The organism is Mycobacterium sp. SMC-8, assembly GCF_025263565.1.
In the GTDB taxonomy this organism is placed as follows: Bacteria; Actinomycetota; Actinomycetes; order Mycobacteriales; family Mycobacteriaceae; genus Mycobacterium.
In genome coordinates this window covers 1,665,118-1,680,265 of sequence record NZ_CP079865.1, presented here as the reverse complement: position 1 = coordinate 1,680,265, position 15,148 = coordinate 1,665,118, and the positions used below count along the sequence as shown (strand labels likewise).

General features: G+C 69.6%; 13 protein-coding genes and 1 pseudogene. 12 read left to right on the top strand and 2 right to left on the bottom strand.

What is annotated here, in order from left to right:
* The gene (locus KXD97_RS08210; protein WP_260756238.1) at positions 1 to 975 is read right to left on the bottom strand and encodes a pirin family protein; all 975 of its coding nucleotides are present in this window, start codon (positions 973 to 975) and stop codon (positions 1 to 3) included.
* Between the two features lie 73 nt (positions 976 to 1,048).
* Here KXD97_RS08210 and KXD97_RS08205 point away from each other — a divergent pair.
* Both KXD97_RS08205 and KXD97_RS08200 read left to right on the top strand, forming a co-directional pair.
* Positions 1,049 to 2,239: pseudogene (locus tag KXD97_RS08205) on the top strand (RtcB family protein).
* A 36-nt stretch (positions 2,240 to 2,275) separates the two neighbouring features.
* A complete protein-coding gene (locus tag KXD97_RS08200) occupies positions 2,276 to 2,515 on the top strand; it encodes a hypothetical protein (protein ID WP_260756237.1) in 240 nt (79 codons plus the stop codon).
* On the opposite strand, the gene ptsP is transcribed toward KXD97_RS08200, so the two are convergent.
* The gene (gene ptsP, locus KXD97_RS08195) at positions 2,512 to 4,269 is read right to left on the bottom strand and encodes a phosphoenolpyruvate--protein phosphotransferase (RefSeq protein WP_260756236.1); all 1,758 of its coding nucleotides are present in this window, start codon (positions 4,267 to 4,269) and stop codon (positions 2,512 to 2,514) included. The two genes, KXD97_RS08200 and ptsP, sit on opposite strands and share 4 nt — an antisense overlap.
* A gap of 42 nt (positions 4,270 to 4,311) precedes the next feature.
* Between ptsP and KXD97_RS08190 the strand changes: the two genes are divergently transcribed.
* From KXD97_RS08190 to KXD97_RS08145, 10 genes are all read left to right on the top strand, one after another.
* On the top strand, positions 4,312 to 5,091 hold the full coding sequence (locus tag KXD97_RS08190; protein ID WP_260756235.1) for a DeoR/GlpR family DNA-binding transcription regulator: 780 nt from the start codon (positions 4,312 to 4,314) through the stop codon (positions 5,089 to 5,091).
* A complete protein-coding gene (gene pfkB, locus KXD97_RS08185; RefSeq protein ID WP_260756234.1) occupies positions 5,088 to 6,065 on the top strand; it encodes a 1-phosphofructokinase in 978 nt (325 codons plus the stop codon). Before KXD97_RS08190 ends, pfkB begins: the two co-directional genes overlap by 4 nt.
* A gap of 24 nt (positions 6,066 to 6,089) precedes the next feature.
* Positions 6,090 to 8,111: a fructose-specific PTS transporter subunit EIIC gene (locus KXD97_RS08180; RefSeq protein WP_260756233.1), complete on the top strand. Its 2,022-nt coding sequence runs from the start codon at positions 6,090 to 6,092 to the stop codon at positions 8,109 to 8,111.
* Between the two features lie 34 nt (positions 8,112 to 8,145).
* Positions 8,146 to 8,403 (top strand): HPr family phosphocarrier protein, encoded by a 258-nt coding sequence (locus tag KXD97_RS08175; protein WP_260756232.1) that lies wholly within the window; start codon positions 8,146 to 8,148, stop codon positions 8,401 to 8,403.
* A gap of 240 nt (positions 8,404 to 8,643) precedes the next feature.
* On the top strand, positions 8,644 to 9,990 hold the full coding sequence (gene mycP, locus KXD97_RS08170) for a type VII secretion-associated serine protease mycosin (RefSeq protein WP_260756231.1): 1,347 nt from the start codon (positions 8,644 to 8,646) through the stop codon (positions 9,988 to 9,990).
* The gene (gene eccE, locus KXD97_RS08165) at positions 9,987 to 11,384 is read left to right on the top strand and encodes a type VII secretion protein EccE (RefSeq protein WP_313901363.1); all 1,398 of its coding nucleotides are present in this window, start codon (positions 9,987 to 9,989) and stop codon (positions 11,382 to 11,384) included. The genes mycP and eccE overlap by 4 nt, the downstream gene beginning before the upstream one ends.
* A gap of 31 nt (positions 11,385 to 11,415) precedes the next feature.
* A complete protein-coding gene (locus KXD97_RS08160) occupies positions 11,416 to 13,050 on the top strand; it encodes a PPE domain-containing protein (RefSeq protein ID WP_260756230.1) in 1,635 nt (544 codons plus the stop codon).
* Positions 13,047 to 13,385 (top strand): YbaB/EbfC family nucleoid-associated protein, encoded by a 339-nt coding sequence (locus tag KXD97_RS08155; protein WP_313901362.1) that lies wholly within the window; start codon positions 13,047 to 13,049, stop codon positions 13,383 to 13,385. Before KXD97_RS08160 ends, KXD97_RS08155 begins: the two co-directional genes overlap by 4 nt.
* Before the next feature lie 2 nt (positions 13,386 to 13,387).
* On the top strand, positions 13,388 to 14,761 hold the full coding sequence (locus KXD97_RS08150; protein WP_260756229.1) for a WXG100 family type VII secretion target: 1,374 nt from the start codon (positions 13,388 to 13,390) through the stop codon (positions 14,759 to 14,761).
* Between the two features lie 9 nt (positions 14,762 to 14,770).
* The gene (locus tag KXD97_RS08145) at positions 14,771 to 15,079 is read left to right on the top strand and encodes a hypothetical protein (RefSeq protein ID WP_260756228.1); all 309 of its coding nucleotides are present in this window, start codon (positions 14,771 to 14,773) and stop codon (positions 15,077 to 15,079) included.
* The last annotated feature ends 69 nt before the right edge of the window (positions 15,080 to 15,148 follow it).

The following is a 15,148-nucleotide window of genomic DNA, read 5'->3' as shown; positions in this document are numbered from 1 at the left end:
TCAGTCCAGCGGACGGTGCGGCATCAACGCGTCCGGCGGGATCACGCCGAACTTGCCGGCCTGGAAGTCCTCGACCGCCTGGATCAGCTCGGACTTGGAGTTCATCACGAACGGCCCGTACTGGAACACCGGCTCGCCGATCGGCTTGCCGCCCAACAACAGGACCTCCATCGCGGGACGGTGCGAGTCCTGCGCGCCGTCGGCGGCCACGGTGATGCGGTCGCCTGGCCCGAGCACCGCGAGCTGACCCTGCTGGATCGGATGCGCGACGGGCCCGACCGAGCCGCGCCCGGACAGCACGTACACCAGTGCGTTGAAGTCCCGGTTCCACGGCAGGCTCAGCCGCGCGCCGGGCTCGATCGTGGTGTGCGCCAAGGTGATCGGCGTGTGCGTCGCACCGGGGCCGCCCCGGCCGTCGATCTCACCGGCGATGACGCGCACCAGCGCCCCACCGTCGTCGGACGACAGCAGCGCCACCTGGTTGCCCTCGATGGCCTGGTACCGCGGATCGGCAAACTTGTCCTTCTTCGGCAGGTTCACCCACAGCTGGATGCCGTGGAACAGGCCGCCGCTCTCGACGAGTTCGGCCGGCGGAGTCTCGATGTGCAGGATGCCCGAGCCGGCCGTCATCCACTGGGTGGCGCCGTCGGTGATCAAGCCGCCGCCACCGTGGCTGTCCTGGTGGGCGAAGCGGCCGTCGATCATGTAGGTGACGGTCTCGAACCCGCGGTGCGGATGCCAGTCGGTGCCGCGCGGTTCGCCCGGCTCGTAGTCGACCTCGCCCATCTGGTCCATGTGGACGAACGGGTCGAGGTCGCGGGGGCTGACGCCGGCGAACGCGCGGACGACGGGAAAGCCCTCGCCCTCGTAGCCGCGGGGGCCGGTGGTGACCGTGCGGACGGGGCGCTCGGTGTCGGCCGGTCCGGCGCCCGCGATGCGGGGAAGGGTGAGCGTGTCGGCGGTGATGGCAGGCATGCCCGAATCAACCGGACCAGAGTCCGATTCATTCCCGGGCGGACCGAGCCGACCCGGGCGCACACTGGGACCCGTGACCACTCCGCAGGTCGGTGAGCGCAAGCTGGTGAACTTCGCGTCGCTGGTCGATGAGAAGGCGCTCGCGCAGGCTGAGTAGACCGCGGCGTTGCCGTTCGTCCACCCGCACGTGGCGCTGATGCCCGACGCCCACTTCGGCAAGGGTTCAGCGGTGGGCACCGTGATCCCGACCATCGACGCGGTGATCCCGGCCGCGGTCGGCGTGGACATCGGCTGCGGCATGATCGCCGCGCGCACGGTCTACACGGCCGCCGATTTCAAGAACCGCGACCTGCGGCTGCTGCGCCGATCCCTTGAGGCGGCGATCCCGCTGTCCCCGGGCAACTACAACGCCACGACCAACCGGTACCCGTTCACCGAGCAGCGGATCGAGGAGCTGCGTTCGCGGGCCGGCGTCGAGGGGGTGAACCTGTCACACTCCCCGAAGTGGCCCCAGCAGCTCGGTTCGCTGGGCGGCGGCAACCACTTCATCGAGCTCTGCCTCGACGAGCAGTCGCGGGTCTGGATGTTCCTGCACTCGGGGTCGCGCGGCGTCGGCAACAAAATCGCACAGCACCACATCAAGCAGGCTCAGCATCTGTGCAGGCACGTCGACCTACCCCACGTCGATCTGGCGTATCTGACCCACGGCACCCCGCAGTTCGACGACTATCTGCGTGACTTGCACTGGGCGCAGCGGTTCGCGCTGGACAACCGCGCCGAGATGATGGACCGGTTCCGGCAGGCGCTGGCGCGCTGGATGGGGCTGGCCGTCGAGGACGCCGCCGAGATCGAGGTCGAACGCGTCAACACGCACCACAACTACACGCAGCTGGAGAACCACGGCGGCCGGGAGGTGTGGCTGACCCGTAAGGGCGCGATCGATGCCCACGAGGGTGTCCGCGGGATCATCCCCGGCAGCATGGGCACCCGCTCCTACCTCGTGCGCGGCAAGGGCAACCGCGCCGGCCTCTGCTCGGCGCCGCACGGCGCGGGCCGGCGCTTCTCGCGCGGCGAAGCGCGCCGACGGTTCACCGCCGCCGACCTGGCCGCCCGGATGACGGGTATCGAATACCGCCACGGCGAACAGTGGGTGGACGAGATCCCGGACGCGTACAAGGACATCGACCAGGTGATGCACGACGCCGCCGAACTGGTCGAGGTCGAGCACACACTTCGCCAGGTGCTGAATGTGAAGGGCACCTGAGCGCGGGTATCCCCGTCCCCACGGAAGGAGATACCGGTGACCGAACCGAACGAAGACGCGACCTGGCAGGTCGTCGTCGGCACACAGCACGACCCGGGCAATCCCGCGAACGGAGCCGAGGAGAGCGTTCTCGTCCAAGGGGCCGAGGACGAAGCCCGGCGGGTGTACGCGGACGCGACCGCGCAGGCGGCCGACCGCGGCTATTCCTCTGTGAAGCTGCGCCGCGGCGGCACCGATGTCGAAGCGTGGCCGCAGGCCACCGGGTGGACGGTCTAACTCAGCACGGCCAGCGCGGCGGCGCGGGCCTCGGCCGCAGTGGCGGTGCCGAGCACCGCGTCGGCCGCGTCGCGGCACTGCTGCAGGGTGACCTGCGCGAGTTTGGCTCCGACGCCCTGCACCGCGGCGGCCGCGGCGGACAGCGACGTGACGCCGAAGCCGGTGAGCACACACGCCAGCAGCGGATCGGCGGCCGCCTCACCGCACACCCCGACCGGCTTGCCTGCGGTGTCGCCCGCCTTGACCGTCATCGCGACCAGCGCGAGCACCGCGGGCTGCCACGGGTCGGTGAGCGTCGCCAGATCGGCCGACATCCGGTCGGCGGCCATCGTGTACTGGGCAAGGTCGTTGGTGCCGATGGACAGGAAGTCGACGTGCTCAAGGATCCTCTCGGCCAGCAGCGCCGCGGCGGGCACCTCGATCATCACCCCGGGGGTCAGCCCGTGTGAACGAGCTTTGGCCGCAAAGTCTTTGGCCTCCTCGGCGGTCGCGATCATCGGGGCCATGACCCACGGCGGGTTGCCGGTGCGCTGCCCGGCGGCGGCGATCGCCTCGAGCTGGCGGTCGAGCAGCCCGGGGTTGTTGGCGGCGATGCGGATGCCGCGCACGCCGAGTGCGGGGTTGGCCTCGTCGGGATGGCCGGCGAACTTGAGCGGCTTGTCCGAACCGGCGTCGAGGGTGCGGATCACCACCTTGTTGCCAGCGAACGCCTCGAGCACCTCAGCGTAGATGCTCGCCTGCTCGTCGACGGTGGGTTCGGTGTCGGTGTTCAGGAAGCACAGTTCGGTGCGGAACAGGCCGATGCCCTCGGCGGGGGTCTGGCGCGCGGACCGCGCGGCGGCGCCGTCCTGGACGTTGGCCAGCACCGCGACGGCGTGCCCGTCGGCGGTGGCGCCGGGGCCGGACCAGTCGGCCGCCGCGTCGGCGGCGCGTTTGGCCTCGGCGACCGCCTCGCGGGCCGACGCCTCATCCGGTGAGACGGTGACGGTACCGGTGGTGCCGTCGACGAGCACCATCGTTCCGGCGGGGACGTCGTCGAGTCCGGCCACGGCGACGACGCACGGGATGCCGAGCTGGCGCGCGATGATCGCGGTGTGGCTGGTCGGTCCGCCGAGGGTGGTGGCCAGTGCGACGACGAGCGCTGGGTCGAGCCCGGCGGTGTCGGCCGGCGCCAGGTCCTCGGCGCACAGGATCGACGGCTCATCCGGTAGCGGGACGCCGGGCTCGGGCAACCCCTGAAGTTGGGCGATCACGCGGTCGCGGATGTCACGCAGGTCGGTGACGCGCTCGGCCATCAACCCGCCGAGTTTGGTGAACATGTCGACGAACTGGTCGATGGCGCCGTCGACCGCGCGCACCGCGGGCGCGCCCGCTGTGATGCGCTTCTCTGCCGCGCCCAGCCAGCCCCGGTCCTGGGCCAGTGTCGCGGTGGCGGCGAGCACCTCCGACGCCGCACCGGTGGCGTGGGCGGCCCGCTCACGCAGCCGGCCGGCCACGGTGGCCGCGGCGGCGGTGAAGCGTTCGACCTCCGCGGGCCGCTGATCCTCGGGCAACGCGGCGGCGTCGCCGGCACCAGCCGGGATGTCGGGCAGGGTGCCGGGGCGGATCACCGGCGCGTATTGGACACCGGCGACGACGGGCACCCCGTGCAGGACGGTGCCGGCCTGTGAGCTGAGTGAGGGCGACGCGGTCATGTGAACCAGATTACAGAAATCTGTTGACAAGTCAACACGTTCAGGAGTAAAACCAAACATAACAACATTCGGTTGGTTGGATTCCCACACTTACGGAGGCTGATGTACCCCGAGGAACGGCAGCAGGCGATCGCCTCGTTGGTGATGTCGAAGGGGCGGGCGTCGGTGACCGAACTGGCGCACGCCTACGACGTCACCACCGAGACCGTCCGCCGCGACCTCGCCGTCCTCGACAAGGCGGGCATCGTGCGGCGTGTGCACGGCGGCGCGGTGCCCGTCCGCGCGCTGCATCTGGTCGAGCCCGGCGTCGGGGAACGCGACGTCACCCGCGCCGAGCACAAGGACGCCATCGCCGCGGCCGCCGCGGAGTTCTTCCCGCTCAGCGGCGCCAGCGTGCTGCTCGACGCCGGTACCACCACGATGCGGATCGCCGCCCAGATCCCCACCGACCGCGAGCTCGTGGTGGTCACCAACTCGGTGCCGATCGCGGCCCGGCTGGCCACTGTGCCGTCGGTGTCGCTGCAGCTGCTCGGTGGCCGGGTGCGCGGGGTCACCCAGGCCGCCGTCGGTGAGCAGGCGCTGCGCGTGCTGGACACCCTGCGGGCGGACATCGCGTTCATCGGTACCAACGCCCTGAGCGTGCGGCACGGCCTGTCCACCCCCGACAGCGACGAGGCCGCCGTCAAGCGGGCCATGGTGCGGGCCGCGAATTACGTCGTGGTGGCCGCGGATTCGTCGAAGGTCGGGCGTGAGGACCTCGTCAGCTTCGCCCCGATCTCCAGTGTGGACACCCTCATCACCGACCCCGAGATCTCCGCCGCCGACACCGCCGAACTGGGCGAGCACGGCGTCGAGGTCATCTGCGCAGGAGGCCGCCCGTGATCGTCACCGTCACCGCCAACCCCAGCATCGACCGCACGGTCACACTGCCGTCACCACTGACCCGCGGCGCGGTGCACCGCGTCACCTCGGTGACCAATCAGGCCGGCGGCAAGGGGGTCAATGTCGCCAAGGTGCTGACGATGGCCGGCGTGGACGCCGTCGCGGTGCTGCCGGCCGCCGCCAACGATCCGCTGCTGAACGCGCTGCAGGACGCCGCGGTGCCGTACCGCATCGTCACCGCCGCCGAACCCGCGCGCACCAACCTGACTGTCACCGAACCCGACGGCACCACCACCAAGATCAACGAGCCCGGAGCCGCACTCGACGATGCGGCGCTGCAATCGCTCACCGACGCGGTGCTCGACGCTGCGGTCGGCGCCGACTGGGTGGTGATGTCGGGATCGCTGCCGCCGGGCGTCCCGGCGTCCTGGTACGGCGACGTCGTCGCGCTGCTGTCGGCGCGGGAGTGCCGGGTGGCCGTCGACACCTCCGACGCGCCGCTGGCCGCGCTGGTCGACGCACTCGCCCGAGGCGCCCCCGACCTGATCAAGCCGAACGCCGAGGAACTCGCCGGCGTGCTCGGGCTGTCGTCGCAGGTTTTGGAAGACGCGGTGGCCCATGGCGATCCGGAGCCGGTGGTGTCCGCCGCCCGGCAGCTGATCGACCGAGGTATCGGCGCGGTGCTGGCCACCCTCGGCGCGGCCGGGGCCGTGCTGGTCGATCGCAACGGGGCGTGGATGGCCACCCCGCCGCCCATCGTGCCGCGCAGCACCGTCGGTGCCGGCGATTCGTCGCTGGCCGGATACGTGCGCGCCGAGGTCGGTGGCGCGGTGCCACCCCAGCGGCTGCAGATGGCCGTCGCGTACGGCAGCGCCGCGGCCGCACTGCCCGGCACCACACTGCCCTCCCCCGCCCAGATCGACCTGAATGCCGTTCAGGTGTCACCGATCTCGCCCATTCCCGCCACCCAGTAGCGACAAGAGGACGAAGGTAATGCCATGACCACCTCCACCACCCCGATCATCACGCGTGACCTTGTGCTGCTCGACGTCTCGGTCGACGGGGACAAGCAGGCTGTCATCGCCCGACTGGTCGCCGCGCTCGCGTCCGCCGGGCGCACCGACGACGCCGACGGACTGGTCGGCGCGGCGATGACGCGCGAGGGCCAGTCGGCCACCGGCCTGCCCGGCGGCATCGCGATCCCGCACTGCCGGTCGCCGTACGTCGACACCCCGACCATCGGGTTCGCCCGGCTGCAGCCCGGCGTGGACTTCGGCGCGCCGGACGGACCCGCCGACCTGGTGTTCCTGATCGCCGCACCGGAGTCAGGCGGGCAGGAGCACATGAAGCTGCTGTCGAGTCTGGCACGGGCATTGGTGCGCAAGGACTTCGTGGCCTCGCTGCGAGAGGCGACCTCGGCCGACGAGGTGGTCGGGCTCGTCGACGGGGTGGTCAACCCGGCGCCCGCCCCGGCTGCGACGCCCGCAGCGGCATCTTCTCCGGCTTCTCCGACGCCCGCCGCCCCAGCGACTCCGGTCGAGACGCCGGCCGCCAAGACCGTCGTCGCGATCACCGCGTGCCCGACCGGCATCGCGCACACCTACATGGCCGCCGACGCGCTGGCCGCCGCGGCCAAGGAGGCCGGGGTGAACCTGGTGGTCGAGACCCAGGGCTCGTCGGGCAGCACTCCGCTTCCATCGGACACCATCGCCAAGGCGGACGCGGTCATCTTCGCCACCGACGTCGGGGTCAAGGACCGGGGCCGCTTCGCCGGCAAGCCGGTGGTGGCCTCCGGGGTGAAGCGCGCGATCAACGAGCCGGCCAAGATGATCGCCGAAGCGGTTGCCGCAGCCGACAATCCGAATGCCGCGCGGGTTGAGGGGTCCGGCGCGGCGACGGCGGCGGCGCCGTCCGGAAACGTCGGCTGGGGCACCCGCACCCGGCAGATCCTGCTGACCGGCGTGAGCTACATGATCCCGTTCGTCGCCGCCGGCGGTCTGCTGATCGCGCTGGGCTTCCTGTTCGCCGGGTACGAGATCGCCGACACCGGCAACGACATCGCGCTGAACAATTCGCTGACCAACCTGCCGCCGGGCGGGTTCCTGGAGTACCTGGGCGCGATCCTGTTCACCTTGGGCGGGCTGGCGTTCAGCTTCCTGGTGCCGGCGCTGGCCGGCTACATCGCGTTCGCGATCGCCGACCGGCCCGGTATCGCCCCCGGCTTCACCGCCGGCGCGCTGGCGGTGTTCATCGGCGGCGGCTTCATCGGCGGCATCGTCGGTGGTGTGCTGGCCGGCTTCGCGGCACTGTGGATCAGCAATCGCAAGGTGCCGCAATGGTTCCGGGGCCTGATGCCGGTCGTGATCGTGCCGCTGGGTGCGTCGCTGTTCGTCGGGCTGATCATGTTCTTCCTGGTGGGCCGCCCGCTGGCGCTGATCAACACCGGCTTGACCAATTGGCTGTCCGGGCTGTCCGGCACGTCGGCGGTGTTCCTGGGCATCATCCTGGGCCTGATGATGTGTTTCGACCTGGGCGGTCCGGTGAACAAGGCCGCGTATGCGTTCGCTACCGCCGGGCTGGCCGCCCAGACCACCGCGTCGTTCGAGATCATGGCCGCGGTGATGGCCGCCGGCATGGTGCCGCCGCTGGCGATGGCGCTGGCCACCACGATCCGGCCACAGCTGTTCAGTGAGCCGGAGCGGGAGAACGGCCGGGCCGCTTGGCTTCTCGGTGCGTCGTTCATCTCCGAGGGCGCCATCCCGTTCGCCGCGGCCGACCCGCTGCGGGTGATCCCGTCGATGATGTTCGGCGGCGCCATCACCGGCGCGCTGTGCATGGCGTTCGGTGCCACCTCGCGGGCCCCGCACGGCGGCATCTTCGTGCTGTTCGCCATCGACAACAAGCTCGGGTTCCTCATCGCGCTGGTGGCGGGCACCGTCGCCGCCGCGCTGGCCGTGATCGCGGCCAAGCAGTTCATCAAGGCCGGTGACAAGGCCGAACCCGAACTCGTCACCGCCTGACCGGTTTCCACCCCACACCCATAAAGGAGAATCCATGCCCACCAAGACCGTCATCGTCGGATCGGCCATCGGCCTGCACGCCCGGCCCGCCGCGATCATCGCCGAGGCCGTGGTCGAGGCCGGGGTGCCCGTCACGCTGTCGATGGACGGCGGTGAGCCTGTGGACGCCGGCTCGGCGCTGATGATCATGACGCTCGGCGCCAGCAACGGCGCCGAGGTCACTGTGTCGTCCGACGACGAGGCCGCGCTGAACAAGGTCGCCGAGCTGGTCCAGCAAGACCTCGACGCGTAGCGCCCAATCCCGCCGAAATCGCATTCCACGCGGCTGAAGCGGTCCAACGACCTCAACAGACGCGATCTCGGCGCCAAGAAAGCGGAATGACCCCCGTCCCGGCGCCCTTAGCATTGCCGATGTGCATTCAACACGTAGCCCGAGGCCAGTTTCTCGGGTTGCGCGACGATGGGCGGCGAGTTTGCTGCCAGATCGCCGGCACAGCGTGTGCCGGTCAGGTGAGGCGGGGGGTGACATCGCGTGCGGCGTATTGGTGCGCTGATCGCCGCGCTGTCGCTGGTACTGCTGACAGCCCCGCCCGCAGGTGCGATCGAGCCGCCGATCATCGATCCGGCGGCGATTCCTCCCGACGAAACCGGCCCTGACCAGCCGATGGAGCAGCGCCGCATCTGTGCGGCGCCGACCGTGTTCCCCAATTCGAATTTCGCCGACCGGCCCTGGGCCAACGATTACCTGCGGCTGCCCGAGGCGCAGAAGTTCGCAACCGGGGCGGGGATAACTGTGGCCGTCATCGACACGGGCGTGAACGGTTCGCCGCGGGTGCCGGCCGAACCCGGTGGTGACTTCGTCGATCAGAGCGGCAACGGCATGTCGGACTGCGACGCGCACGGCACGCTGACGGCGGCGGTGATCGCCGGCCGGCCGGCACCGACCGACGCGTTCATCGGCGTCGCCCCTGACGCGCGCATCCTGTCGCTGCGGCAGACCTCGGACAGTTTCTCCCCGGTGGGCGCCCGCAACGACCCCAACGATCCCAACGCGACCCAGACCGCCGGCTCACTGCGCAGCCTGGCGCGGGCGATCGTGCATGCGGCCAACATGGGCGCCCACGTCATCAACATCAGCGAGGCCGCCTGCTACAAGATCACCCGCCCCATCAACGAAGCCATCGTCGGGGCGGCGATCAACTACGCCGTCAACGTCAAGGGGTCGGTGATCGTGGTCGCCGCGGGCAACACCGGCAACGACTGCACCCAGAACCCGCCCCCCGACGCCGCGGTACCGGCCGATCCGCGCGGCTGGCGGGAAGTGCAGACCATCGTGTCGCCGGCCTGGTACTCGCCGCTGGTGCTCACCGTCGGCAGCATCGCCCCGAACGGTCAGCCCAGCGGGTTCTCGATGCAGGGACCTTGGGTGGGGGCCGCGGCGCCCGGCGAGAACCTCATCGCACTCGGGTACGACGGCAACCCCGTCAACGCGTTACAGGGCGAGGACGGACCCATCCCGATCAGCGGCACCTCCTTCTCGGCCGCCTACGTGTCCGGGTTGGCGGCGCTGATCAGGCAGCGCTTTCCGGAGTTGACGCCCGCCCAGGTCATCAACCGGATCACCGCCACCGCCCGACATCCGGGTGGCGGGGTCAACAACGTCGTCGGCGCCGGGGTGATCGATCCGGTGGCTGCACTGACCTGGGAGGTGCCGCCCGGACCGGCCGAGGTCCCCTACAACATCAAGGAGATTCCGCCGCCGGTGTACGTGCCGCCGCCGGATCGCAGCCCGATCACCGGGGTTGTGGTGGTCGGCGTCGGGGTGGCGGCGCTGGTCGGTATCGGAGCGTTGGCGCGGCGCGCGTTGAGGCGCCGATGAACAAGATCCTGTCCCTGTTCGGCCTGCGGTTCAGCGCTGGACATGCGCTGTGGGCGGCGGTGCTGATCCCGGCGTGCCTGCTGATTTTCGCCCAGCTGGACCTGATGTGGCTCGGCATCACGCTGTCGGTGCTGATCGGTCTGGCCGCGGTGGTGACGATCCGCGGCCGCCGCCCCGGCGGCTGGGTGGCTGCGCTGTTCGCGTGGCGGCGACGGCACAAGCAGGCGCCGCCGCAACCCTCCGAGCCCGCCGTGGGCGCGACCGTGATCCCCGGCGACCACGTCGCGCTGCGCTGGCAGGGCGACTACATGGTGTCGGTGATCGAGCTGATCCCCCGGCCGTTCACCCCGACGGTGATCGTCAACGGTGCGGCCGCCACCGACGACGTCGTCGACACCAAGCTGGTCGAAGAGCTGCTCGGCGCATACTGCCCGGACCTGGAGGCCGACATCGTTTCCGCGGGATACCGCGTCGGCAAGACCGCCCCGGCCGCGCTGGTCGCGCTCTACGAGCAGGTCGTCGGCCCCTACCCCGCTCCGGCGAGCCGCCGCACCTGGATCGTGCTGCGCGCCGATCCGGACAAGACGCGCAAATCGGCGTTGCGGCGAAACGACGGGGTGGCCGGCCTGGCGCAGTATCTGGTGTCGTCCACCACCCGGATCGCCGACCATCTGGCCGGCACGGGTGTCGACGCCCGGCCCGCGCGCAGTTTCGACGACTTCGACCGCGCCACCGAGATCAGCTACGAACGCGAGACGTGGTCGATGGTGAAGGGCCGCAGCACCTTCACCGCCGCCTATCACGCCCCGGGCGGCCCGGACGTGTGGTGGTCGGCGCGGGCCGATCACACCCTGACCCGAGTGCGGATCGCGCCGGGTTCGGCGCCGACCACGACCGTGTTGTTGACGACGCTGGCGAATCCGACCACCCCGCGCGGCTTTTCGTGTCTGTACGGCGGCCAGCGGGCAGCGCTACTGGGTGAGAACCCGGTGACCGACCGGCATTACGAGTTGCCGATCGGGTCCGCCGGGGTGCTCGTGGGAGAGACAGCGGACCGTTATCCGGTGTACATGCCTTTCGACGACGTGGACGTCAGCGTGAACCTGGGTAACGCCCGGTTGTTCACCCAGTTCGTGGTGAGGTCGGCGGCGGCCGGCGCGGTCGTCACCCTGCAGCCGCAGTTCCAAGAGTTCGCCGCGATCGTCGACGCCAGGATCGGGCAGGTCGCGAAAGTCGTGTGGCCGACCGCGACGACGTATCTTCGGCCGCATCCCGGAGTCGGCCGAGTCATGCTGCGGGACAACTTCATCGCCACTCCACGCCACAAGCAGCTGCCGATCCGGCTGATCAATCCGCGCGAGGAGAGCCGCTACCAGATGGTTCTGGAGCCATGACCGGGCATTCGCGGCATCGGGAGGACGCGTAATGGCCGACGAACTGAAGGTCGATCCCGACGATCTCGACAGCAAGGCCACCATGATCGACGGAATCCCGTGGGGTGAGGATCCCACAGCGGTCACGGTCGTCGAACCGGACAAACTCACCCCGACAACGGCATCGGTACGGAACCTGATCAAAAACGCCGAGGCGCTCAACGCCGAGCAGCAGTGGGGCAAGACCGAAAGCCGAAGACTCGCTGAGACGTTGCGATTGGTGGGCCAGGCATACCGGGCCGTCGACGCCGCGTCAGCGGGCAACATCGACAGCACGATTCCGGGCGGCACGTCGTCACCGCCGGGTGCGCCGGTGCCGATCGGAGCCAACGCAACACCCGCGCCACCGCCACCCCCGCCGATGGCCGGCTTCGACAACGTCGCCACCGATGGCGACATCCTGGACCCCATCGAGACCGACAACAAGCTGCTGGAGGGCGACCAGGCCGCCGCGCTGCGGGCCGCAGCCGGCCAGTGGAGCGCCAACGCCGCCCGGCTGGCCGAAGCCTCACTCCCGTTCGAGATCAGGATCCAGAACTGGGAAGGTGTCGCCGCCGAAGCTGCGTATGTGAAGTTCAAGTCGTTCGGAGGCTGGCTGCAAGCCCTGGCGGGCAAGTGGACTCAGCTGGCGGCCGAGGCCGAGAAGCTGGCGCTCGCCCACGACCAGGCCAAGGCTGCCAATGCGCCGATCAGGGCTCAGTACGAGGCGTTGCAGACCCAGCTGATGACCACACCGATGGATGGAGGCGCCCGACGCGCTGTTCAGCTGCAGATGGAGCAGCTGTACCAGGAGTCCGAGGCGATCCGCGAAACCTACGCCAGGGCCGGCCAACCCACGCCGGTGCAGCCGCCGCAACCGCGTCCCGACGCGGTGGCACCCACGGCACCGGTGACGCGCAACGGCGATCCCCGGCAACGGGGTGTCCCGGCGCAGACCGAGCCCGAGGAGCGGCGCGGCACCGGTGGCGGTGGCGGACAGTCGTCGTCGGGCGCCGGTGGGCAGCAGCCGGGAGGTCAACCGCAGACGCCGCAGGGGGCGCCGGTGTCACCGATGTCGGCAGCCGAGCAGGCAGCACCGCAGGCCGGACAGGGCTCGCCGCAAGGGGGTTCGCAAGGTGGATCGCCCGGCGGGTCACCGGGTGGCGGGTCGCCGGGTGGCTCTCCGGGCGGCGGGTCGCCGGGCGGCTCTCCGGGAGGCGGGTCGCCGGGTGTCGGGAAGGGCGAACCGAAATTGCCGATCGATCCGAGTTTGCGGCCCGCGGCGGCCGGAGGCGGTGGCTCAGGGGGCGGAGGCGCAGGCGGCGGTGGTGGCGGAATCCCCGCCATGCCGATGCAACCCGCGGTCGGCGCGGAGACGGTGGCACCGACGCCGGTCTTGCCGGCGGCTGCAGGCCCGGGGGCGACCGGCGGCTCCGGCGGTGCGGCTGCCGGAGCAATGGGTGGCGGCGGCATGGCTCCGATGATGGGCGGTGCACACGGCAGCGGAAGCGGTGAGAAGAAACGCAATCCGCAGCTGTCGCCCGACGAGCCGCTCTATGTCGAGGACCGGCCCCACACCGAGCAGGTCATCGGTGTTCGGCCGCGGCGACGCGGCGCCGGCGAGGACAAGAAGGGGGACACGCAGTGACCGACGACATGCACCCGGAAGTGGCTGCGGTGCTACGGCAAGCACGGCGACTGCAATCGTTGATGGACGAGCAGCTCGACAAGATGGCGACCTCATCGTTCACCGCGACTGACGAACACGACACCGTCGAGGTGACGCTCAACGGGCATCAGTGGCTCAAGGACGTCTACATCCAAGACGGCCTGCTGCGTCTGGGCGCCGAAGAAGTCGAGCATCGGGTGAACGAGGCTCTGCACAGGGCGAGTGAACAAGCATCGGCGTCGATCGACGCCGACCGTGAGCGGATCGACGCAGTGGTCGCCGAGATCACGGCGGAGATTCCGGAAATGGAATAGCCGTGTCCGTGACCATCTCTGTTGTGCGGTCTTCGGAGCCGGACCGGTTGACCGGTGCGGCTCAAGCGATGCGGCAGTCGATAGCCGACGTCGACGCCATGATTCAAGGCCAGCACGGACTGTTGCAGGCCTTGAGTGAAAGTTGGTCTGGCGACGCCGGGTTGGCGGCGCTTGATCGCGGCCGGTCGATTGTGGCTGCCCATCAAGCCCTGCGGGACCGCTTGGACACGACGCAGCAGGTCATGTCGCGCGGCGGCAGTGTGCTCTCCGAACTTCGCGAACAAGTCCTGACCGCGGTTGTCCAGGTTGCCAAGTTCGGCGGTGTGCTCAGTGATGACGGGCGTGTCACATCTTTGGGTATCGGCCGGTTTATGTCGCTGGACGTGGCCACCGCCTACTCGGCGGTCCTGAGGAATCTGCTGGCGACGTTCACGGCTGCCGACACGGCCACCGCCGCGGCGCTCTGCGGCGAACGCACCGGCATGCACATGCGGGTGGAAGACTTCCCCGGGACCTGGCAAACGCCCACTGTTCTCGACGTCATTCGGCGCGACAATGAGAGCGCCGCATTCATGGAGATTTTCGGGCGGAAGCCGACGTCGGCGGTCGATTGGCAGACCGCGGCCGCCCTCGACCCGCACAGCTACGCGACCAGGTACAGCGGAAAGCCGCCGAGCATTGTGGTGGGAAGGATTGAACCTGTTCCCGGCCAAGGGTTTATCAAGGCCGGCCTTTTCATACCCCGCGATCAGGTATTCAACATCCCCCGTAACGATCTGGGTGACAACCGCGGGTTCGATCCAGATTTCGCGCCGGGGGACACGCGTGTGAGTCTGTATGTCGATTACGAGAACGGGTTGGTCATCGCGCGGCAGAACCCGTCCGTGGACGTTGACGGCGACGTGGCGGTGTTGCTACCTGAGGTGAAGGTTCAGCAGACCCCGGGAGGCGCTGTCAGGATCCAGTACGAGGCCAAGAACGCGTTTGCCCCGCCGCGAGCGGAGGTGTCTGGGCACGTGGTGCGTGGGGATGTCGTCATCACCCCGGGAGCTGGCGGCCGGCCTGCCGCCGTCGACGGCATCATCGGGGACTACCCGTCGCTGGAGATTTACCAGAGCATGCCCGACGGCTCGTCTCACACTCTCGCGCAGGACGCCGCGGACAGCGGCAACGCTTTCGGGCCGCTGACGGAGCTGCCGTTCTTCCATCGAATCGGCGAGGGCTCAGCAGCTTTCGCGCCATACGCTTCACCGGTGCCAGGAGCGTTCCGAGATTTCATCGACATCGTCCCGGGCGTTCGCGAATGGGTCGATCCGAACATGCCGACAGACCTGGGACCGACCGACCAGGTCCCGAACGTCGTCGTGGTGCGTTAGGGGCGATCGATGACTGCACACTTCGGCGCTCCGGTGCCGCAACACACACAGACCTACTTCTGGGTGGCAGCCACCCTCGGCGTTCCGCTCCTTTTGGCAGCAGCATTGCTGCGCACGCTGGTCGTTGTGATGGTGCTGGGCCACTTTGAATTTTCGGACTCGGGTGCCCAGGCAATCGCGGTCGGCACCACCCTCGCCGCTCTGGGGATTTGCTTCGTTGTTCTGCGGCTTACGGTGTCGCCCTGGATGCGCGGGACATCGGTCGCGGTAGCTGTCGCCGGCTTCTTCGTCTTTGCCGCTGCGGTGATGATGCTATGAAAGGCAGTCCTGGACTGAGCCAATTCTTCGGCCCCGCAAGCTTAGCCTCAATCCGTGGATCGGCCTTCC